Origin of the sequence: Lysobacter terrestris (assembly GCF_014489475.1) — a bacterium.
In the GTDB taxonomy this organism is placed as follows: domain Bacteria; phylum Pseudomonadota; class Gammaproteobacteria; order Xanthomonadales; family Xanthomonadaceae; genus Agrilutibacter; species Agrilutibacter terrestris.
This window is the reverse complement of sequence record NZ_CP060820.1, coordinates 1,512,162-1,532,939: the sequence shown is the minus strand read 5'-3', so window position 1 is coordinate 1,532,939 and position 20,778 is coordinate 1,512,162. Positions and strand designations below refer to the sequence as shown.

The following is a 20,778-nucleotide window of genomic DNA, read 5'->3' as shown; positions in this document are numbered from 1 at the left end:
CTGATGCAACAAGCCCGGCTTCGGCCGGGCTTGTTACGTTCTGCATCGGCCTAATCGAAAACCAGCCAATCAACCTGCGTCGGATCCCGCATGCGTCGGATACTTGCCGTTTCCCTACTGTTCGTCCTCGCCGGTTGCGCGGCTGCCAAGACCGGGCTGTCGCCAGAGGAAATGAAGCTGGCAACGGAAGCACACATCGACAGCGAAATCGCCGCGAGAGCGCGAGCACAGGGACGCTCACTGGAACGGCTGCTGGCGATGACGCCCGACCACGACGAAGCACCCTCCGACGGCCTCGTGGTCGTCACGGACCCTGGCCAAGGACGCAAGGCTTTGCAGCGTCTCCGCAAGGAACTGGCCGGCTCGCCGTACCGCGCCTACCTGCGCGACGACCGCTTCGGCAACGGTGCCGACCGCCTCGCCGTGGTGAAAGGCGACGACTACGGCTACCTGGCGACGGTGCGGACCGACGGCATCAACTACGACCTCGATCACGACCGGATCATGGAACGCTATCGGGCGTGGGACGCGCGATACGGCTTGAAGCTGGTGGGCGCGGGGACGGACTGGCTGGAAGTGGAACTGGTAACGCCGCCCGCCGACTGGCAGGCGTTTGCCGAAGAGGTCTACCGCTTCTGCCCGGACGTTGTGGATCAAGGCACTGGCGACGTGGAAGCGCTGGCCGCGGAAATGAAGGCGGCGAACACGGTGTTCCTGTGGTGGGACTGACCCATCCTTCCAGCCATGACGGCGCACGATGAAAAAACCCCGCCGCAGCGGGGTTTTTCATGCCGGCCACCTCACCCCGAAATCGCCAACCGCTCCTGGTGATACCGGCGCACCGCCGCGAACCACAGCAGCGCGGCCAGCCCGAAACCGGCGGCGAGGTAGATGCCCCACACCTGCATCGGGATGAACTCGGCGCGGATCACCTTCAGCAGCATCTGGTTCTGCGCCAGGAACGGCACCGCGTACTGCCACGGCTGTTCCTTCAGCGGGTTCACCATCAGCATGATCGACGGCACCATCGGCAGCAGCATCAACCACATCATGTGGCTCTGTGCTTCCTTCATGCTCTTCGCCGCGGCCGACAGGTAGGTGAGCAGCGAGGTGCCGATGAACAGCATCGGCAGCAGCACCAGCAGCATCTTGCCCATCGCCATGAAGGTCACGTCGATCACCTGGCCGGCGCTGCTGCTGAACTGCGCGCTGAGCTTGAACGCCAGCAACGTCAGCAGCAGCGAGGCGACGCCCATCGCGCAGGCGGCGGCGATCTTGCCGCTGACGATCGAGCTGCGCGCCGACGGCGTGGCCAGCAGCGGTTCCAGCGACTGGCGTTCGCGCTCGCCGGCGGTCGCATCCATGATCAGGTACGCACCGCCGAGGAACGAGGTCAGGATCAGCAGGTACGGCAGCAGCGCCGCGGCCAGCGCGCCGCGCTTGGCTTCGGCCGAGGCGAGGTCGCGGTTGCCGATGCTCAGCGGCCGGGTGATGCCCGGATCGATGCCGCGCGCGAGCAGCCGCAGCATGCCGACCTGTTCGCGGTACGCCTCCAGCGCGGAGCGCAGGCGCGCCATCGGGATGTCGGCGGCCTTGCGCGTGCTGTCGGCGACGATCTCGATCTTCGCCGCGTTGCCGTCGCGCCAATGCGTGGCGTAGTCGGCCTCGATGCTGAGCGCGACGTCGACGTCCTGGCGCGAGATCGCCGCGTCGAGGTCCGCCGGCGGCGCGATCGCCTTGATCCCGCGCGTGGCGAGGAAGGCGACGAGGTTCGGCGCGCGCTCGGCGCCGACCACCGGCACCTCGAGCACCTTGTCGAGCTCGGTGCGCGCACGAGTCTCGGCCATCTTGCCGATGCCGAGCATCAGCACCGGATACAGCAGCGGGCCGAGCAGCAGCGCCAGCATCAGCGTGCGGCGGTCGCGGGAGATGTCGCGCAGTTCCTTGCGCATCACCGCCAGCATCGTGGCCATGTGGCCGCGCTTCGGCATGACGCCGGTCTTGGCAGCGATCGTGCTCATGCGTGCAGGCCCTCCTCCGAGCCGATGGCCTTGACGAAGGCGTCTTCCAGGTTGGATTCACCGAACTTCGCCCGCAGCTCGTCGGCGGTGCCGGCGGCGACGACCTGGCCCTTGGCGATGATCACGATGCGGTCACACAGCGCCGCGACCTCCTGCATGATGTGGCTGGAGAAGATCACGCAACGGCCTTCCGCCTTGAGTTGCTGCAGGAAGCCGCGCATCGCGCGCGTGGTCATCACGTCGAGGCCGTTGGTCGGTTCGTCGAGGATCACGTTCCGGGGATCGTGCACCAGGGCGCGCGCGATCGCGGTCTTGGTGCGCTGGCCCTGCGAGAAGCCTTCGGTCTGGCGGTCGAGGATGTCGCCCATGTCCAGCGCCTTCGACAGCACGTCGGTGCGGCGCGCGATGTCGGCGGCCGACATGCCGTGCAGCTCGCCGAAGTAGGCGATGTTCTCGCGCGCGGTGAGGCGCTTGTACACGCCGCGCGCATCGGGAAGCACGCCCAGGGCGCGGCGCACCGCTTCGGGTTCGCGCGCCGCGTCCATGCCGTCGACGGTGATGCTGCCGCCTTCGGGCTGCATCAGCGTGTAGAGCATGCGCAGGGTGGTGGTCTTGCCGGCGCCGTTGGGGCCCAGCAGGCCGGTGATCTCGCCGTCGCGCGCGGCGAAGCTGACGCCGTCCACGGCCTTCACCACGCCGGTGCGGGTCTTGAAACTCTTGTGCAGATCGGTTGCGTTGATCATCTGTTGCGTCCCTTGAAGGTGCTCACGGTTCCCAACCGTTGAACGAGGTGAACGGCGGCACGTAATTGAGGCTGTCCAGGCACTTCGCATCGAGCGCCTTGGCATCGGCGGTCTCGAAGAAGCGGCCGAGCAGCTTGGGCATGCAGCCCAGGCTCATCGCGCCGTGGCCCTGGCCTCGCAACACCAGGTGGCGACCGTTGCCGAGGTGCTTCACGACTTCCTCGCCGTAGGACGGCGGGGTGACCGGATCGAGTTCGCCGGAGGTGATCAGCACCGGCAGCTCGGTCGTGAACGGCGTGGTGAAGTCGGCCGCCATGCGACCGCGCGGCCACTGCTTGCAGGCAAAGAAGAACATGCGCGCCATGTCGGGACCGAGCACCGTGTCGGCATCGCGCGGATCGGGTTGGTAGCGCGGCGCATCCTCGGCGCAGACCACCGACCACTGCATGCCGCGGTTGAGCATGTCGCCGACCTGGTTGCTCCAGAAGCGCGCGATCGACATCAGCGGCTCGTAGCGGCCCTGTTCGGCCTCGCTGACGATCAGCGGCAGCAGCGAGGACAGCTGCGGCACGTAGGAGACGCCGTGGGTGAGGCCCATCAGCGTGTCGGCGGTGAGCGTGTCCTGGCGCGGTTCGTTGGTGTCGGGATCGCGGTAGCTGACCCGCACCGGCGCGGCCGCGAGCTTCGCCTTCAGCGCGCCCAGGCGCGCGACCAGGTCACCGGTGCCGGCGTAACGCGCCTTGCAGGCCGGCAGCTTGGCGCACAGCGCATCCTGCCGGTGCAGGGCCTGCTGCAGCTGCTGCGCGAATTCGCCGCCGACCACCACGCGGTTGGGTGCGACGCCGTCGAGCACGACACTGCGCGTGTGCGTCGGGTAGTGCATCGCGTATTGCTGGGCGACGCGGGTGCCGTAGGAGCCGCCCATGACGTTGACCTTCTCGGCGCCGAGCGCGGCGCGCACCGCGTCGAGGTCGGCGATCGCGTCACCCGTGGTGTAGAAGCGCGGATCGGCGCGGCCCTGCAGCGACTGCAGGCACTGGCCGACGTAGGCCGACAGCACCGCTTCGTCGAGCTCCGCGGTTTCGTCGAACTTGAGCGCATCGCCCTTGGCGTCGCGGCAGTCGAGCGGGTTGGACTTGCCGGTGCCGCGCTGGTCGACCAGCACGATGTCGCGCTGCTTGCGCACCTCGTTCAAGGCCTGGTCGATCTGCGCGGCGTAGGCGGTCGCGGCCTGGCCGGGACCGCCGGCGAGGAAGAACACCGGGTCCGGGGCGCCGCCGCCCTTGGCGTCGGCGGGCAGCCAGGCGATGTTGAGCGCGATCGTGCGCGCCTGCGGATGGGCGCGATCCTCCGGCACCGGGAACGTCGCGCATTGCGCCTCCACCGGCGGCAGTCCCTGCTCGCCGGTGAGCACGCAGGGCTTGAAGTCGATACGGCCGAACGTGCGCACGGGCGTGGCGGCGCTGGCCTTGGAGTCGCCGCGCTTGGACGCGTCGCCCGGTTGCGCGGTGCGCGGCGTGGCCGCCTGGCTGTCGTCCTGGGCCTGCCATTGCCGGTAGCCGATGAGACCCAGCGCCACGGCGGCGGCGAGGGCGATGCGGAGCTTGCGGGACATCGTGCGGTTTCCCCTTGTGCAGGATGCAGGTTGGTGTGGAGAAGACGAAGCGCTCAGGCCTCGTCGGGTAGGAACACGGATTCGATCGGCTGGGCGAACAGCCGCGCGATGCGGAACGCCAGCGGCAGGCTCGGGTCGTACTTGCCGGTTTCCAGCGCGTTGATGGTCTGCCGCGAGACCTCGAGCCGCTCGGCCAGCTCGCCCTGCGACCAGCCCTGCTGCTCGCGCAGCTCGCGCAGGCGGTTGTTCATGCGTAGCGCCGGTGCAGCCAGGCGCGGACCAGCGCGTAGCTGCCGACCAGCACCAGGGCGAGGAGCGCCGCCACGTGCTTGGCGCGCCAGGCGACCACGCCGGCATCGAGCAGCAGCAGGACGGCCAGCACCGCGTGCACGGCGATGCCGGCGGCCCAGGCCAGCGCGCCCAGTTCGATGCGCCGCTCCAGCTCGTCGCAGTCGTGCAGGAAGTGCAGGTAGGCGGCGAACAGCCACGCCAGCGCCAGCACCGGCGCCAGGGCGAAGGCGGCGCGCAGCGGCACGCCCACCTCGGCTTGCCGCGAGAGCCACTCGTGGGCGAGGGCCAGGACCAGGAACGCCACGCTCGGCAGCACCGAGGCGCGGTAGTAGCGCCGCAAGGCGGGGCTCAGGTCCTGCCAGGAGTTCGCCATCCACTTCACGCGAACCGCCCTCCGGCCGGTGGCTGGCCAGCCGCGTCCGGCCGCAGCGGCGGGTGGCAGGCATCGATCCGGGTAGGGACTGCGGGCATGCGGCGTACGTCCTGTAAAGCTTCCTTTACAGACGGTACGCGGCGGTGCGAGGGTGTGTCAAGTGTCCTTGACAGGGCCGGTGGCCGGCGGCGGCGGCCGGCTTACTTGCTGCTGACGTACTTCTCGCGGCGGATCTGCGGCACCGGCAGGCCGTAGCCCTTCAGCGCTTCGAAGCAGGCATCGACCATGTTCGGGTTGCCGCACAGGTAGGCGATGTCGTGCGTCGCGTCCGGGGCGAATTCGGCGAGGAACTGCTGCACGTAGCCCTGGCGCACGTCGGCATGCGCCTGCGCCGAACCGGCGGCGGGCAGTTCGCGCGACAGGCACGGCACGAAGCGGAAGTGCTCGGGGTGCTTGTCGGCGAAGGCGCGGAATTCGTCGCCGTACAGCAGTTCGCCGGGATTGCGCGCGCCGAACAGCAGCACCACCTGCACGCCGCGTTCGCGGATCAGCGTTTCCAGCTGCGGCAGCATCGAGCGGTACGGGGTGACGCCGGTGCCGGTGCCGATCAGCAGGTAGCGCCGGTTGCTGTCGGCGGGCATCAGGCAGAAGCGCCCGAACGGACCGCTGGCGTCGACGCTCTCGCCTTCCTGCAGGCCCTCGAACAGCGCCGTCGCCGCGCCGCCGGTCACGTAGCTCACCGCGATCTCCACGCCTTCACCGGGCGCCAGCGCATGGTCGTGGATCGTTGCCAGCGAATACGAACGCTTGGTCGCGGTGCCGTCGGCGTAGTGGAAGTGCACCTGGATGAACTGGCCCGGGATGAAATCCAACGGCGCGCCGTCGCCGCGCACGAAGGTGTAGTGACCGACGGTGGGCGCCAGCATGCGGCGCGACACGAGCTTGAGCGGGAAGTGCTGGATGGCCACGAGGCGTTGCTTCTACGGGACGGAATGGAACACAGCGTGGCGAAGGCCTCGCCACCGGGCCGCCTATACTACCGGCAGCGAGCGCCCTGGGCGCTCGCCCCACAAACCGATCGCCGCGCGACTCGCGGTACAGGGCACGAAACAGGCCTTATGACTTCCATTCCCGCGGCCACCGCCGCCCCGGCGCTGTCGGTCCGCGACCTGCGCAAGACCTACGACAACAAGGTGGAGGCGCTCAAGGGCGTCTCGCTCGACGTGCGCGAAGGCGACTTCTTCGCCCTGCTCGGCCCCAACGGCGCCGGCAAGTCGACCCTGATCGGCATCGTCAGCTCGCTGGTGAACCTCACCTCCGGTTCGGTCTCGATCTTCGGCACCGACCTGCTGCAGCACCGCGACCAGGCCATGCGCCTGATCGGCCTGGTGCCGCAGGAACTCAACTTCAACATGTTCGAGAAGCCGCTCGACATCCTGGTCAACTACGCCGGCTTCTTCGGCGTGCCGCGCGAGGTCGCGCTGCAGCGCGCCGAAGAGGAACTGCGCCGCGCCCACCTGTGGGAGAAGGCGCAGATGATGAGCCGCACGCTCTCGGGCGGCATGAAGCGCCGGTTGATGATCGCGCGCGCGATGATGACGCGGCCGAAGCTGCTGATCCTCGACGAACCCACCGCCGGCGTCGACATCGAGATCCGCCGCGGCATGTGGAAGACGCTGAAGGAAATCAACGCGGCGGGCACCACGATCATCCTGACCACGCATTACCTGGAAGAGGCCGAGAGCCTCTGCCGGAATCTCGCGATCATCGACAAGGGCCGCATCGTCGAGCAGGGCCCGATGAAGGCGCTGCTGGCCAAGCTCGACGTCGAAGGCTTCCTGTTCGACATCGACGGCACGCTGCCGGCGACGCTGCCGGCCATTGCCGGCACCACGATGCAGGCCAGCGATGACCACACGCTGGACGTGGAGATGCCGCGTGCGATGGACCTCAACCGCGTGTTCGCCGCGCTCGGCGACGCCGGCATCCGCGTGCGCTCGATGCGCACCAAGAGCAACCGCCTGGAGGAGCTGTTCGTGCGCCTGACCAGCGAGGGCACGCAGAGCAACGGCGTGCAGGTGCCGCCGGAGGAATCGGTATGAACGCCGTCGTCGAACCCACCGCCCGCCAGCGCCACCTCACCGCCTACGGCACCATCGTCCGCCGCGAAGTGACCCGCATCCTGCGCATCTGGGGCCAGACCCTGGTGCCGCCGGCGATCACCATGACCCTGTACTTCATGATCTTCGGCGGCCTGATCGGCCGCCAGGTCGGTGACATGGACGGGATCCGCTACATGGACTTCATCGTCCCCGGCCTGGTGATGATGAGCGTGATCCAGAACAGCTACGGCAACATCTCCTCGAGTTTCTTCGGTGCCAAGTTCGGCCGCCACGTCGAGGAACTGCTGGTCAGCCCGATGCCGAACTGGGTGATCCTGGCCGGCTACGTCACCGGCGCGGTGCTGCGCGGGCTGCTGGTCGGCGTGATCGTGCTGGCGATCTCGATGCTGTTCACCCGGGTGAGCATGCCGCACCCGCTGGTCACCTTCACCACGGTGCTGCTGGGCGCGACGATCTTCTCGCTGGCCGGCTTCGTCAACGCGGTGTACGCGAAGAAGTTCGACGACATCGCGATCGTGCCGACCTTCATCCTCACGCCCCTGACCTATCTTGGCGGCGTGTTCTATTCGGTGAAGCTGTTGCCGGGCTGGGCCGAGGCCGCCACGCACCTGAACCCGGTGTTCTACATGGTCAACGCGTTCCGCTACGGCCTGCTCGGGATCAGCGACGTGTCGATGTGGACCGCGTACGCGCTGATGCTCGCCTTCATCGTCGGCCTGAGCGCGCTGGCGCTGTGGCTGCTCAAGCGCGGTGTCGGCCTGCGCAGCTGACACGGCAGGCGTGATCGACGCAAACGGCCCGCATCCGCGGGCCGTTTGCGTTTCTGCGCCACGGTGACGCGCGGTGTAATCGCCGGCACCGCTTGCCGAACCCAGCAAATGAGTCCGTCGTCGTCGCGTCTGGCGCACCAGCCCGGAGAACCGCCATGAACCGTCGCCTGTCCCTCGTCCTGTACGCACTCGCCGTGCTGCCGCTGGCCGCGCTGGCATCCGGCCCGGCGTCCACCCTGGACCCGGTCACCGCCGCCGCCCCCGTGCCCGAGCTGCGGGTCAGCTGCGCGCAGCCGTTCTGGCCGCAGCCGCACCAGATCCAGCGTTACACCCACGCCGACGCGGCCACGTCGTTGCGCCTGCGCGAACAGGTACGCCGCGAAGGCCGCGCCGTCTGCCGCGAGGGCTATACCCACGTGCAGGTACGGTTCTCCGCCGCGCCGGACGCGGTGGCCCTCGCCGGTCGTTGAGGCACCCAAGGAGATCGACCAAGGAGATCGCCATGAACAGCCGCATCCGTTCCACCCGCAACGTCCTCGCCGCCATGCTGCTCGCCGCTGTCGCCGCGCCCGTCGCCGCGCAGAAGCCGATGCCCTCGCTGCCGCCGGTGCAGGCCCAGGCGGTGCTCTACGTCGCCGATTGCGAGGAGCGCGCCCTGCCGAGCCAGCGCGAGGTCGGGGAATGGACCGGGCAGCACAACTTCAGCCAGGTCTATGCGACCCGCCAGCGCCTGATGGGCGAGATCGGCCGTGCCTGCCAGAAGGACGGCATCGAACAGGTCCGCGTCGTGCTGCAGGCCACCGCCGCCGCCACCGAACTGGTCGCGATGGCCGAGCCGCGGCGTTGAGCGCCGGCCGTTACGGCGTGGGCAGGCGGAAGAACGCCCGCGCCGTGGCCGTGGTCGCCGCCGCCGTGGTCGCCACGTCCTCGCCGCGATCGCGCGCCAGCTCCTCGACGATGTGTGCGAGGTACAGCGGCTCGTTGCGCCGGTGCGACGGCGCCGGCTTCACCGTGCGCGGCAGCAGGTAGGGCGCATCGGTTTCGATCATCAGCCGGTGGGCGGGGATGTGCTTCACCAGTTCGCGCAGGTGCTGGCCGCGGCGTTCGTCGCACAGCCAGCCGGTGATGCCGACGTGCCAATCCTGGTCGAGGTAGTCGAACAGCTCCGCGCGCGTGCCGGTGAAGCAGTGCACCACCGCCGCGCCGAGGCGGCCATCGAAGTTCTTCATCATCGCCATGAAGTCGGCGTGCGCGTCGCGCTGGTGCAGGAACAGCGGCTTCTTCGTCTCCGCGGCGATCTGTAGCTGCAGCTCGAACGCGCGCCGCTGCGCCGGCCGCGGCGAGAAGTCGCGGAAGTAATCCAGCCCGCATTCGCCGACCGCGACCACTTCGCTGTGCGCGTGCAGCGCGCGCATCTCCGCGTCGCACTCGGCGGTGTATTCGCTGGCGTGGTGCGGGTGCACGCCGGCGGTGGCGAACAGTTCGCCCGGGTGCTGCTTGGCCAGCTTCAGCGCCAGCGGTGAATGCTCGCGGCTGGCGCCGGTCACCACCATCTGCACCACGCCCGCGTCGCGTGCGCGCTGCAGCACCGCGCCGCGGTCGGGGTCGAAGGAGTCGTGGGTGAGGTTGGCGCCGATGTCGATCAGTTGCATCGGCGAATTGTAGCGACTGTAAATCCCTCGCTCCGCAAAGCGGGGAGAGGGACCGCTTCGCGCAGCGAAGCAGGGTGAGGGGCGTGCATTGCGCCGGCTTCGCCGGTGCCCCTCATCCGCCCGCTGGGCACCTTCTCCCCGCCGTGCGGGGAGAAAGGACTGAACGCACGTATCCTTCCGCGCGTGAACCGCCCCGCCTTCCCCATCGACGAACTGCTGCCGCGCATCCTCGCATCGCTGGCCACCCACCCGCGCCTGGTGCTGGAAGCGCCGCCGGGCGCCGGCAAGACCACCCAGGTGCCGCCGGCGCTGCTCGCCGCGCCGTGGCTGGGCGGCCGGAAGATCGTGATGCTGGAACCGCGCCGCGTCGCCGCGCGCGCCGCGGCCAACTTCATGGCGCAGCAACGCGGCGAAGCGGTCGGCGGCAGCGTCGGTTACCGCATCCGCTTCGAGAACAAGGTGTCCGCGGCGACCCGGATCGAGGTCGTCACCGAGGGCATCCTCACCCGCATGCTGCAGGACGACCCGATGCTGGAAGACGTCGGTGCGTTGCTGTTCGACGAATTCCACGAACGCCACCTCGCCGCCGACCTCGGCCTGGCGCTCGCGCTCGACGTGCAGGCCTCGCTGCGCGAGGATCTGCGCATCGTGGTGATGTCGGCGACGCTCGACGGCGAACGCCTGGCGACTTTCCTCGACGCACCGCGCCTGAGCAGCGCCGGCCGCAGCTATCCGGTGAGCGTCGCGCACTTTCCCGGCAAGCGCGAGGAAGCGATCGAACAACAGGCGCGCCGTGCGGTCGAGCACGCGCTCGCGCAGCATCCGGGCGACGTGCTGGTGTTCCTGCCCGGCCAGCGCGAGATCGCGCGCACCGACGCCGCCCTGGCGAATGCGCTGCCGGCCGGCCAGGCGATCGACGTGCTGCAGCTGCACGGCGAACTGCCGGTCGAGCAGCAGTCGCGCGTGCTGCAACCGGATCCCGATGGCCACCGCCGCGTCGTGCTCGCCACCAATGTCGCCGAATCCAGCGTCACCCTGCCCGGCGTGCGCGTGGTGATCGACAGCGGCCTCGCGCGCGAACCGCGCTACGACCCCAACAGCGGTTTCGCCCGCCTCGACGTGGTGGCCATCGCGCAGGCCTCGGCCGACCAGCGCGCCGGCCGCGCCGGTCGCGTTGCCGAGGGGTTCGCCTACCGGCTGTGGCCGGAATCGCAGCGGCTGGACCCGCAGCGGCGCCCGGAGATCGCGCAGGTCGAACTCGCCGGCCTCGCGCTGGAACTGGCCGCGTGGGGCGATGCCAACCTGCGCTTCGTCGATGCACCGCCGACCGGCGCGCTCGCCGCTGCGCGCGAACTGCTGCAACGCCTGGGCGCGCTCGACGGCGCGACGATCACGCCGCTGGGCAAGCGCATGCTCGCGCTCGGCACGCACCCGCGGTTGGCGGCGATGCTGCTGGCGCCCGACGACACCGACGAACGCGCGCTGGCCTGCGACCTGGCCGCGCTGATCGAGGCGCGTGATCCGTTGCGTTCACGTTCGGACGCACTGGCCGAACGCTGGCAGGCGCTGGCGGCGTTCCGCGCGGGCCGCGTCGGTGCCGATGCCTCGCGTTCGGCGCTGGCCGCGCTCGACCAGGCGGCCAGGCAGTGGCGCCGCCGCCTGCGCAGCGATGCGCCGCCGCCGTCGCACCTGCCGGCGCACGTGATCGGCGACGTGCTGCTGCATGCGTATCCCGATCGCATCGCGCGCCAGCACCCGGGCGATCCGTACCGCTACCAGCTCGCCAACGGCCGCAGCGCCAAGTTGTTCGACGACAGCGCGCTGTACGGCGAACCCTGGATCGTCATCAGCGAACTGCGCGACGAAGCGCGCGACGCCCGCATCCTGCGCGCCGCGCCGCTGGACGAGGCGCGGCTGCAACGCGACTTCCCGCAGCGTTACACCCGCGAGGACCGGGTGGTGTGGGACGCGAACACGCGCGGAATAGCGGCAGTGCGCGAAACCCGCTTCGACCGCATCGTGCTGGAGAGCAAGCCACTGGCGAAACCGGATGCCGCGCGCTACGCCGATGCGCTGGTCGATGCGGTGCGCCAGCTCGGCCTGGCGGCGCTGCCGTGGACCGAAGCGCTGGCGCAATGGCGCGCGCGCGTGCGCTGCCTGCGCGCGTGGGTGCCGGAACTCGCCGACGCGCTGCCGGACCTGTCCGACGCCGCGCTGCTCGCATCGCTCGACCGCTGGCTCAAGCCGGCGTTGAGCGGCAAGACCCGGCTGGACGCGCTCGACGAACAGGCGCTGGGCGACGCCCTGAAGTCGTCGCTCGACTGGGCGACGCGGCAGAAGGTCGACGCGCTCGCGCCGACGCGGATCGTCGTGCCCTCGGGTATGGAGCGACGCATCGAGTACGGCTTCGATGCGACGGCGAACGACGGCGCAGGCGCACCCGATGCGCCGGTGCTGGCGGTGAAGCTGCAGGAGCTGTTCGGCCTCGCCGACACCCCGCGCATCGCCGACGGCCGCGTGCCGCTGACCCTGCACCTGCTCTCGCCGGGCGGCAAGCCGCTGCAGATCACCCGCGACCTGCGCAGCTTCTGGGACCGCACCTATCCGGAAGTGAAGAAGGAGATGAAGGGGCGGTATCCGCGCCACCCGTGGCCCGACGACCCCTGGAACGCCACCGCGACGCACCGCGCCAAGCCGCGCGGGACCTGAGGCTTCATCACCCGCGGCGGCGGTGGGTCATTCTCAATTGCCCGTTGTCGTGGCGGCGCGGCCCGACGACCCCTGGAACGCCACTGCGACGCACCGCGCCAAGCCGCGCGGCACCTGAGGCGTCATCATCCGCGGCGGCGGTGGGCCATTCTCGCGGCCACACATGATGGCGGCGCCACCATAAACTGCGGGAATGACGCCGCTCGCCGATCCGCACTTCCTGCCCTTCAAGCTCGATCCGGTGACGCGTCGCGTGCTGCTGCTGCGCATGGACGCCGTGCAGCGCCGCGAGGCCGCGTTCCTCGACGAGCGCGCACTGAAGCCGGACGCCGAAGGCGGCTGGTTGCCGCTGGCGACATTGCGCGATGCCACGCTGGAACCGGCGCCACCGGCCGCCGCGATCTTCCACATCGGCCACTGCGGTTCGACCCTGCTCAGCCGCCTGCTCGAAGCCTGGCCGGGCGTGCAATCGCTGCGCGAACCGCTGCCGCTGCGCACGCTGGCGGAGGCGTGGCCGCACCGCGAGGAAGTCGATTCGCGCTTAGCGCCGCCGGAAACCGACGCGTTGCTGCAGCAGTTGTGGCGGGCCTGGTCGCGACCGCTGGCGGGCGCCACCCGCACCGTGATCAAGGCCACCAGCGGCTGCAACGGCCTGATCGCACCGCTGCTGGCGCAACAGCCGGCGCTGCGCGCGTTGCTGCTGGACATGCCGTTGCGGCCGTACCTGGCGACGCTGCTCAAGTCCGCCGATTCGGTGCGCGATGCCGCGGTCGCGGCCGGCGAACGCCTGCGCGACCTGCACGCGCACGGCTACGGTGACGACGTGATGTTGCACGCGCTGTCGCTGCCGCAGCAGTGCGCGATGGGCTGGCTGGCCGAACGCGTGCGCTTCGCCGCCCTGGCGCAGGCGCACCCGCAGCACTTCCTGCGCGTCGATTTCGAGCACCTGCTGGCGCACCCGCAGGCGGTGCTGCAGGCGATCGCCGCGCATTTGTCGCTCGATCCGGCCGGCGTGGCTGCGGCGCTGCAGGCGCCGGCGTGGGGCCGCTACGCCAAGGCGCAGGACCACGGCTACGGCCGCGACGACCGCGCCCACGACCTCGCGCTGGCGATGCAGCGCCACGCCGACGGCATCAGCGAAGGCGTGGCCTGGGTGGACGCGCGGCTGCAGCGGCACCCGCAGTTGCAGGCGCTGGCCTGAGCCGGCTCAGGTATCGGCCCACATCCGGAACAGGTTGGTCTTCAGCGATTCGAGCAGTACCTGCAGGCGCGGATCGCCCGGCGCTGCGCCGCGCGCGGCGATGCTGCGGGCCTCGTCGAGCTGCACCAGCAGTTCGCGCTGGTTGGTGTCGGCGATCCAGCTGTGCAGCCAGGTGATCGCCGCCACGCGTACGCCGCGGGTCACCGGCGCGACCTGGTGGATGGTCGTCGACGGATACAGGATCGCGTCGCCGGCCTTGAGCTTGTAGGACAGTTCCTGCGCGCCGAGCTGGATGGTCAGCTCGCCGCCGTCGTAGTCGGCCGGGTCGCTGAGGAAGATCGTGCACGACAGGTCGCTGCGCATCGGCGGCGTCGACGGGAACAGCGCTTCGTCGACATGCCAGCCGTAGGTCATGCCCGGTTCGTAGCGCACGACGGTGGTGCGCGCCATGGTGCGCGGCATCGCGTAGGTGCGCAGGTCCGGGTGCCGCGCCAGCGCGTCGCGCGCGAGCTGGGCGATGCGCGCGTTGACCGGATCCTCCTGCGGCGCCTGCAGGTTGTGCTTCACGCCCGAGGCCTGGTTGGTGATGCGGCCGTCGCCGAACGCGATCTGCGGCAACCATTCGCGCACCGCCTGCAGTTCCGCGTTGTTGAGGACTTGGGACAGGAGGCGAATCATGGCGACCGCTGGGTGAAGGATGAACGTCGATGATCGGTGCTGGCCGCGTCCGCGGCAACCGCTCACGCCGAGTCAACGAAGCGCAGCGGAGACTGGCCGCCAGCGTTGAGCAACGAGGGCCCGCATGAACAGGATCGAAGCGATTTCGGAACGCGCGTTGGAACTGGCCGGTGCGGTCGGCGACAACGTGCGCCACGCCCTGCCCAGGGCCGGGCAGCTGCTGGAGGCCGGCGCCAAGCTCGGCGTGCTCAAGAGCGGGGCGAAGGTCGCGGGCAAGTTCGCACGGCGCAATCCGGTGATGATCGCCGCCGCGGTCGCCGGCGTCGGGCTGCTCTGGTACGCGGCGCGCCGTCGCGCCCGACGCGTCGAAGCGGGCGAGGGCGAGCACGAACCGATCGAAGGCAGCGCGCGCCGCATCGAGGCCAAGCGCGGCAACGGCACGCGGCGCCCGCGCGCCACCCGGGTGCGCGCACCGGCGGCCTCCGCGGACTGAGCCGCCGCGCCGTCGCCGTTACGGCGCCGTCGGCGTCGGGACTGCGTGGCCGGTGGCGGGCGCGACCGTTGCTTCGGGCAGCTCGATCACGAACAGCGCGCCACCGCCTTCGCGCTCCTCGTACCAGAGCTGGCCGCCGGCACCGGCGATGATCTGCTTGGCCAGCGACAGGCCCAGGCCGTTGGAGATGCCATCGTCGCGGTCCTGCAACCGGGTGAACGGCTTGAACAGCAGGCGCTGCTGGTGCGCCGGGATGCCCGGGCCGCGATCGGCGACGAGCAGCTGCCAGTAGCCCGGTGCACCGCTGCGCACGGCCAGGGTGAGTTCGCTGTCGGGCGCGTACTTCAGCGCGTTGGAGACCAGGTTCTCGGCGACCTGGCGCAGCACGCGCTCGTCGATGCGCACGCGCGCCTCCGCCGGTGGCGGCGTGACGACCACGCGGATGCCCCGCGCTTCCAGCTGCATGCCGTAGCGGCGCAGCAGCCAGTCCAGCGTGTCGGCCAGGCCCGCCTGCAGGTCGGGGCGCGCGGTGGCCGCGCCCATGCTGGTTTCCAGGTATTCGCGGATGTAGCCCAGCGCGTCCTGCGCGCTTTCGTGGATCACCGCGAGGTAATGCGGCACGCGCTCGGGCCGGCAGCCCTCGGCGCGCAGCAGGTCGCTGGCGAACAGCACGCTGCTGAGCGGGTTCTTGAGGTCGTGGGCGACCAGGTTCACCAGTTCCTCGCGCTCGCGGGCGACGCGTTCGAGGCGGTCGCGGGTGAGCTTGAGGCCGATGTGCGCGTTGACGCGCGCGAGCAACTCCTCGGGCAGGAACGGCTTGGTGACGTAGTCGACCACGCCGGCTTCGAAGGCGCGCAGCAGCATGTCGCGGTCCTGCGCGGCGGTCACGAACACCACCGGCGCCACCGGCGGCGGCAGCGCTTCCAGCGCCTTGAGCACGTCGAAGCCGTCCATGCCGGGCATGATCATGTCGAGCAGGACCAGGTCCGGGGCGGTCTCCCGGTAGCGCTCCAGTGCTTCGTCGCCGCTGCCGGCGACGATGACGTCGTAGCCCTGCCGCGACAGCAGGCTGCTGACGACGCGCAGGTTGACCGGCTGGTCGTCGACGACAAGGATGCGGCCGTTTGGGGCGACGTAGCTCATCGGTGGTGGGCCGGGGCTCCCTGCGGGCGCTGGGGCGGGTCAAAGTAGCAAAACCCGGCGGGCAGCGGGACCGTGCCTGGCCAGTTACGTGAATGGCTCAGTTTCACGCGGACGCGCGCAGGGCTACAGCGGCCGCCATGTTCCGGGGGCGAGGTCGTCGAGCCGGTGCGGCCCGATCGCCACCCGCACCAGTCGCAGCGTCGGCAGCCCGACCGCGGCGGTCATGCGCCGCACCTGGCGGTTGCGGCCTTCGCTGATGGCGATTTCCAGCCAGGCATCGGGCACGGACTTGCGGAAGCGCACCGGCGGGTCGCGCGGCCACAGCGCCGGCGCATCGATGCGCCGCGCCTGCGCCGGGCGCGTGCGGCCGTCGTTGAGCTCGACGCCGCGCCGCAGCGCCGCGAGTTGCGCGTCGTCGGGGTCGCCTTCGACCTGCACCCAGTAGGTCTTGGCCAGCTTGTGCTTCGGGTCGGTCAGGCGATGGGCGAGGCCGCCGTCGTCGGTGAGCAGCAGCAGGCCTTCGCTGTCGTGGTCGAGCCGGCCTGCGGCATACACGTCCGGCGGCAGGCCGAATTCGGCCAGGGTGCGGCGCGGCGGCGTGCTGCGATCGGTGAACTGACACAGCACGCCGTAGGGCTTGTTGAGGGCGATCAGCATGGGGAGCGGGGGCGGGATGCTGGGGGCTAGGGGCTGGCGAAGCGAGAGTGTCGGGTATGCGGCGCTAGTGAAGTAGCGGGCGCTGCCCAGCCCCCAGTTCCCCGTCCCCAGCCCCCAAGCCCGCGTCAGCGCGGCTTGCGGAACCGCAAGGTCATCCGGTCGCTTTCGCCGATCGCCTGGTACTTCGCATCGTCGGCCGCGTCGTGGCGGTTGACCGGCGGCAGCGTCCACACGCCATTGGGATGCTCGGTGGTGTCCTTCGGATTGGCGTTGATCCCGCTCTGCGCTTCCAGCACGAAGCCGGCGCGGGTCGCGTGCTCGATCACCAGCGCTTCGGTGAGGTAGCCCGACTCCTTCATCGTCGCCAGGTCGGTGCCCGCCTTGGCGCGGTGGTCGACCACGCCGAGCGTGCCGCCCGGCTTGAGCACGGTGAAGAACGCCTGGAAGTACGCGTCGGCATTGCCGTCGGCGACCCAGTTGTGCGCGTTGCGGAAGGTCAGCACCACGTCGGCGGAACCGGGCGCGCCGAACACCGGTGCGGCCGGATCGAACACGCGCACGTCGGGCGTGCCGTACACCGCGGGATCGGCGGCGAACTTCGCCCGCAGCGCCTTGTTGAGGCCGTAGCGATAGCCGGGCTGGCCCGGGATCGCGTCGTCCCACACCGCGGCGACGTAGTGGCCGCGCGCGCGCAGGTACGGCGCGAGCACTTCCGCGTACCAGCCGCCGCCGGGGGTGATCTCGACCACCGTCTGCGCGGGGCCGACGCCGAAGAACGCCAGCGTCTCGCGCGGATGGCGGTAGCCGTCGCGCGCGCTGTTCTTCGCGTCGCGCCAGCGGCCGGCGAGCGCGGCGTCCAGCGCCGGCAGGTCGGCGGCCACCGTGGCGCTCGCCTGTGCGCTGGCGCCGTCGGTCGCGGCGGGGGGCGCGGTGGTGGTGCACGCGGCAAGGGCGGCGGACAGCAGAACGACGGACGGCAGCAGGCGATTCATGCGGAACTCCATGTCGGGATGTGCGCGCAGCCTACGCCGCGGTCGCGGCGCCGGCCATCGCAGGATGTGGCCGCAGTGTTGCGCGCTCAGCGCGAACGCTGCTTCGCGCGTGGCTTCGCCGGGGTCGCCGTGCGGCCGCGCGCGCGCGCCTGCACGCACTCGGCCGAAGCGCTGTAGTGCTGCGCTTCCTGCAACAGCCAGTCGCGGAACGCGTGCAGGCCGCGGTGCCGTGCCGAGCGTTCCGGGAACACCAGGTAATGCGCGAACTCCGCCTTCAGCCGCTCCTCGAACAGCGTGGTCAGCAGGCCCGCCTCCACCAGCGGCCGCGTCAGCGTGAGTCGGCCCAGGGCGACGCCGAGCCCTTCCACCGCGGCGCGGTGCAGCGTCTCGGAATCGTCGAAGTTGGCGACGAAGCGCTTCGGCGCGGTGCCGCCGAACGCCGCGAACCAGTCGCTCCAGCGCCCGCCGGGGGCGCCGAGCAACGGGAAGTCGCCGAGCGTGTCCAGCGTCGGCCGGCCCAATCGTGCGACCAGTTCCGGACTCACCGTCGGCACGACCCAGTCGTCGAACAGGTGCACCGCGTGCAGCCCCGGCCATTCGCCCGGGCCGTAACGCAGGCCCGCATCGATGTCGGTCTGGCGTTCGAAGTCGACCTTGTTCACCGTCGACTGCAGGTTGATCTCGATCTGCGGATGCGCGGCGAGGAAGCGCGGCAGCCGCGGCACCAGCCAGCTCGAGGCGAACGACGGCATCAGCGTGATCGTCAGTACGTCGTCGCGGCGCGCGCGGTACGGCTGCAACGCCTGCTCGATCGCATCGAAGTGCGGCGACACGCGTTCGAACAGGCTCTGCCCGTCGGCGGTGAGTTCGACCCCGCGCGCGACGCGCACGAACAGGCGCTGGCCCAGGCGTTCCTCGAGCCCGCGGATCTGGTGGCTGAGCGCGCTCACGGTGAGGTGCAGCGACTCGGCCGCGCGCGACAGGTTGCCCGCGCGCGCGGCGACCACGAAGCCCTGCAGGGCGTGCAACGGGGGCCGGCTCATCTTGAAATCCATTCAAGGCTGGCTTGCAGAATCGTCGCTTTTTCGGGGGCAGGCAAGGGCCTAGATTTCATCTCACTCAAAGCAGGGCCGCCATCGGCCGAGGAGTGGGGAATGAACATCTGGACCGGATTGCTGTTCCTGGAAGGCGCCGTGGCCGACGTGCCGCTGGCCCGCGAACTGGCCCGCGACGAGGTTCGCGCCGCCACCGTCGACGCGGCGAGCACCGCCGCCCGCCAGGACCGCCCGACCGCTACGCCGCTGTACCCGTGCCCGTCGCAAGGCACGCATTGAAACCGTCCGCTTGCTGATCCCGGAGACCGTCATGAACCTGTTCAAGGGCCTGCTGTACCTCATCGACAACGACCAGCCCGCCTCGCCGGTGCTGATCGCCGCGCCGCACTACGGCGCCGCCACCGCCGCGGGCGAATTCGTCGGCGAACTCGGCAACGCGGCCGCATCGCGGCAACGCTTCGGCGCGGCGCCGCCGGCAACCGCCGGCAACGACAACGCCTGCTTCGTCGGCGGTTGCGCCTGAACCCGCGGCAGCGCGTGGATTCACACAACCGAAAAACTCCCAGCGTCATAGCGTCATCGAAAGCACGGAAGCTGCGCGCGCCTTGACCGCCCGCGCCAGGACGGCAACCCACGGAGCGCAGTAATGAACCTGTTCACCACCCAGTTGTTCAGCAGCACGATGCTGCCCGAAGCCCAGCCGCGTACGCGCAGCTACCGCGAACCGCTGTTCGCCCTGCGTTACGGCCGTCGCCGCGCCGATAGCGCACCGCAACCTGCACCGCCGCAGCTGCAACCGCCGGTCACGGCGGTCCGCATCGAAGCCGCGCCCAGGCGCGCCGCGCGGCCCCGGCTGGACTACGGCCGCGCCGCCTGAGCCGCCTTGATCCGGCGCCCTGCGTGATCGATGCACGCGGGGCGCTGCGGATCCGCCCGGCGCCCGCCGCCTGACCCCGCGATTGTTCCGCGTGCGCCACGGACTCGTTACGATCCGTGGCGTGGCGCCGCACGGCGTCGCGCCTGCGTGCCGGGGAAACGCAATGAAGCTGAAGCTGATCATCCTGCTGTCGCTGGCCCTGGGCCTGGTCAGCGGCGCCTTCCTGTATTCGCTGCTGTCGCTGAAGCCGCGCCAGCAGGAGCTGGCCGCCGCGCGCGCGCAGGGCCGCGCCGACGCCGAGCAGGCGATGGCGGACGAGATGGCCGCGCTCAAGCCGGTGGTGCTGAAGAAGGTCGCCGGCGCCGAGAACAAGCCCGACGGCGTGCGCTTCGCCTACGAATACGTCAAGCCGAAGAACCCCGATCTCGAACCGTTCTACAAGCTCGCCCACGACGGCGACCTGCTGAAGCAGCTGCCCGAGATCCAGGCCATCGACGGCCTGCTGATGCTGCCGCGGCCGATCAAGTTCGTGATGGCCGAATGCCGCGAGCCGAACGCGTTCTATTCGGCCGAACGCGCCGAAGTGGTGATGTGCTACGAGACCCTGCAGGTGCTGCTCGAACGAGGCCAGCACCTCGCGCAGGAACAGAAGCTCGGCGACGACTACGCGCAGAAGTACCTCGCCGCCAACCTGCGCTTCATCCTGCTGCACGAGACCGGCCACGCCCTGATCGACCTGCTGGAGATCCCGATCACCGGCCGCGAGGAAGACGCGGTCGACCAGCTCGCCACCACGCTGATGCAGCGCTTCGCCGGCCTCGACGAATCCTCGCGCCAGACCGCCGACAACCTGCGCATGGCCTCGAACTGGTTCCTCGCCCGCAGCACCGGCCAGTACAACCTCGATGCCTACGCCGACGAACATGCGTTGGGCGAACAGCGCTACTTCAACCTGCAATGCCTGATCTACGGGCGCAACCCGGCGCGCTACATCGGCATCGTCACCGACGGCGACCTGCCCGAGGCGCGCGCGAAGACCTGCCCGGCCGAGGCGCGCCGCGTCGACAAGGCCTGGCTGCGCCTGCTGCTGCCGCACGTGGCGCCGAAGTACGAGATGACCGAGGAAAAGGCCAACCGCCTGTTCGAGCAGCGCGAACGCGAACGCAACCGCAACGCGGAAGTGCCGTACGTGCGTTGAGGTCGCGGGTTCGAAGCGCTGCGCGCACCGGCTGATGGAAGCGGGCGGGTACACCGGGAAGATCGACCTCGACTGAGCACGACGCGTGGCGACGCCGGCACCACGCGCACTGCCGGTTCGTGTGCGCTCCCCCAACCGGGGGAGTCCGTTGCGCGGGCGCGCGGCGAACACTGCATTTCCCCCTGCG

The 20,778-nt window shown here is 70.2% G+C and carries 24 protein-coding genes; 12 read left to right on the top strand and 12 right to left on the bottom strand.

Going from position 1 to position 20,778, the window contains the following annotated elements; all coding sequences use genetic code 11:
• The first annotated feature begins 90 nt into the window (after positions 1–90).
• Complete coding sequence (locus H8B22_RS07215; RefSeq protein WP_187713409.1) at positions 91–729, top strand: DUF4253 domain-containing protein; 639 nt, start codon at positions 91–93, stop codon at positions 727–729.
• A gap of 71 nt (positions 730–800) precedes the next feature.
• Here H8B22_RS07215 and H8B22_RS07210 read toward each other — a convergent pair whose 3' ends face one another.
• The 6 genes from H8B22_RS07210 to H8B22_RS07185 all read right to left on the bottom strand — a co-directional run bounded on the left by H8B22_RS07210 (position 801) and on the right by H8B22_RS07185 (position 6,011).
• Positions 801–1,991 (bottom strand): ABC transporter permease, encoded by a 1,191-nt coding sequence (locus H8B22_RS07210; protein WP_407060845.1) that lies wholly within the window; start codon positions 1,989–1,991, stop codon positions 801–803.
• Positions 1,992–2,017: 26 nt separating this feature from the next.
• On the bottom strand, positions 2,018–2,764 hold the full coding sequence (locus H8B22_RS07205; RefSeq protein ID WP_187713408.1) for an ABC transporter ATP-binding protein: 747 nt from the start codon (positions 2,762–2,764) through the stop codon (positions 2,018–2,020).
• A 22-nt stretch (positions 2,765–2,786) separates the two neighbouring features.
• Entirely contained in the window at positions 2,787–4,379 is a 1,593-nt protein-coding gene (locus H8B22_RS07200; protein ID WP_187713407.1) for an alpha/beta fold hydrolase, read from the bottom strand.
• Positions 4,380–4,432: 53 nt separating this feature from the next.
• Positions 4,433–4,630, bottom strand: a complete 198-nt coding sequence (locus H8B22_RS07195) for a helix-turn-helix transcriptional regulator (protein ID WP_187713406.1) — start codon at positions 4,628–4,630, stop codon at positions 4,433–4,435.
• Positions 4,627–5,052, bottom strand: coding sequence for a hypothetical protein (locus tag H8B22_RS07190; protein WP_187713405.1), 426 nt, complete (start codon positions 5,050–5,052; stop codon positions 4,627–4,629). Before H8B22_RS07190 ends, H8B22_RS07195 begins: the two co-directional genes overlap by 4 nt.
• A gap of 191 nt (positions 5,053–5,243) precedes the next feature.
• A complete protein-coding gene (locus H8B22_RS07185) occupies positions 5,244–6,011 on the bottom strand; it encodes a ferredoxin--NADP reductase (RefSeq protein WP_187713404.1) in 768 nt (255 codons plus the stop codon).
• Positions 6,012–6,161: 150 nt separating this feature from the next.
• On the opposite strand from H8B22_RS07185, the gene H8B22_RS07180 reads away from it, so the two are divergent.
• From H8B22_RS07180 to H8B22_RS07165, 4 genes are all read left to right on the top strand, one after another.
• Positions 6,162–7,145, top strand: a complete 984-nt coding sequence (locus H8B22_RS07180) for an ABC transporter ATP-binding protein (protein ID WP_187713403.1) — start codon at positions 6,162–6,164, stop codon at positions 7,143–7,145.
• Entirely contained in the window at positions 7,142–7,936 is a 795-nt protein-coding gene (locus H8B22_RS07175) for an ABC transporter permease (protein WP_187713402.1), read from the top strand. The genes H8B22_RS07180 and H8B22_RS07175 overlap by 4 nt, the downstream gene beginning before the upstream one ends.
• A 155-nt stretch (positions 7,937–8,091) precedes the next feature.
• Complete coding sequence (locus H8B22_RS07170) at positions 8,092–8,406, top strand: hypothetical protein (protein ID WP_187713401.1); 315 nt, start codon at positions 8,092–8,094, stop codon at positions 8,404–8,406.
• Positions 8,407–8,438: 32 nt separating this feature from the next.
• Positions 8,439–8,783: a hypothetical protein gene (locus H8B22_RS07165; protein WP_187713400.1), complete on the top strand. Its 345-nt coding sequence runs from the start codon at positions 8,439–8,441 to the stop codon at positions 8,781–8,783.
• Positions 8,784–8,793: 10 nt separating this feature from the next.
• Here the strand turns inward: H8B22_RS07165 and H8B22_RS07160 are convergent, their stop codons facing one another.
• Positions 8,794–9,588, bottom strand: a complete 795-nt coding sequence (locus tag H8B22_RS07160) for a TatD family hydrolase (protein ID WP_187713399.1) — start codon at positions 9,586–9,588, stop codon at positions 8,794–8,796.
• Positions 9,589–9,771: 183 nt separating this feature from the next.
• Here H8B22_RS07160 and hrpB point away from each other — a divergent pair, with 183 nt between their 5' ends.
• Both hrpB and H8B22_RS07150 read left to right on the top strand, forming a co-directional pair.
• Complete coding sequence (gene hrpB, locus H8B22_RS07155; RefSeq protein WP_187713398.1) at positions 9,772–12,297, top strand: ATP-dependent helicase HrpB; 2,526 nt, start codon at positions 9,772–9,774, stop codon at positions 12,295–12,297.
• Between the two features lie 193 nt (positions 12,298–12,490).
• Positions 12,491–13,498, top strand: coding sequence for a sulfotransferase (locus H8B22_RS07150; RefSeq protein WP_187713397.1), 1,008 nt, complete (start codon positions 12,491–12,493; stop codon positions 13,496–13,498).
• Positions 13,499–13,504: 6 nt separating this feature from the next.
• Here the strand turns inward: H8B22_RS07150 and H8B22_RS07145 are convergent, their stop codons facing one another.
• Positions 13,505–14,176, bottom strand: coding sequence for a Fe2+-dependent dioxygenase (locus H8B22_RS07145; protein ID WP_187713396.1), 672 nt, complete (start codon positions 14,174–14,176; stop codon positions 13,505–13,507).
• Positions 14,177–14,300: 124 nt separating this feature from the next.
• Between H8B22_RS07145 and H8B22_RS07140 the strand changes: the two genes are divergently transcribed.
• Positions 14,301–14,669: a hypothetical protein gene (locus H8B22_RS07140; RefSeq protein WP_187713395.1), complete on the top strand. Its 369-nt coding sequence runs from the start codon at positions 14,301–14,303 to the stop codon at positions 14,667–14,669.
• Between the two features lie 18 nt (positions 14,670–14,687).
• Here the strand turns inward: H8B22_RS07140 and H8B22_RS07135 are convergent, their stop codons facing one another.
• The 4 genes from H8B22_RS07135 to H8B22_RS07120 form a co-directional block, all read right to left on the bottom strand.
• Positions 14,688–15,812 carry a hybrid sensor histidine kinase/response regulator gene (locus tag H8B22_RS07135; protein WP_187713394.1) on the bottom strand — a complete coding sequence of 375 codons (1,125 nt, stop codon included), beginning with the start codon at positions 15,810–15,812 and terminating at the stop codon, positions 14,688–14,690.
• Between the two features lie 123 nt (positions 15,813–15,935).
• Positions 15,936–16,469, bottom strand: coding sequence for a pseudouridine synthase (locus tag H8B22_RS07130; protein WP_187713393.1), 534 nt, complete (start codon positions 16,467–16,469; stop codon positions 15,936–15,938).
• Positions 16,470–16,594: 125 nt separating this feature from the next.
• Positions 16,595–17,461 (bottom strand): class I SAM-dependent methyltransferase, encoded by an 867-nt coding sequence (locus H8B22_RS07125; RefSeq protein ID WP_187713392.1) that lies wholly within the window; start codon positions 17,459–17,461, stop codon positions 16,595–16,597.
• Positions 17,462–17,547: 86 nt separating this feature from the next.
• Positions 17,548–18,504, bottom strand: coding sequence for a LysR substrate-binding domain-containing protein (locus H8B22_RS07120; protein ID WP_187713391.1), 957 nt, complete (start codon positions 18,502–18,504; stop codon positions 17,548–17,550).
• 111 nt (positions 18,505–18,615) lie between these two features.
• Between H8B22_RS07120 and H8B22_RS07115 the strand changes: the two genes are divergently transcribed.
• The 4 genes from H8B22_RS07115 to H8B22_RS07100 all read left to right on the top strand — a co-directional run bounded on the left by H8B22_RS07115 (position 18,616) and on the right by H8B22_RS07100 (position 20,591).
• A complete protein-coding gene (locus tag H8B22_RS07115) occupies positions 18,616–18,795 on the top strand; it encodes a hypothetical protein (protein ID WP_187713390.1) in 180 nt (59 codons plus the stop codon).
• 31 nt (positions 18,796–18,826) lie between these two features.
• Positions 18,827–19,039, top strand: a complete 213-nt coding sequence (locus tag H8B22_RS07110) for a hypothetical protein (protein ID WP_187713389.1) — start codon at positions 18,827–18,829, stop codon at positions 19,037–19,039.
• Positions 19,040–19,162: 123 nt separating this feature from the next.
• Entirely contained in the window at positions 19,163–19,393 is a 231-nt protein-coding gene (locus H8B22_RS07105; protein ID WP_187713388.1) for a hypothetical protein, read from the top strand.
• A gap of 163 nt (positions 19,394–19,556) precedes the next feature.
• Positions 19,557–20,591 carry a DUF4344 domain-containing metallopeptidase gene (locus tag H8B22_RS07100; protein WP_187713387.1) on the top strand — a complete coding sequence of 345 codons (1,035 nt, stop codon included), beginning with the start codon at positions 19,557–19,559 and terminating at the stop codon, positions 20,589–20,591.
• Positions 20,592–20,778 lie beyond the last annotated feature (187 nt).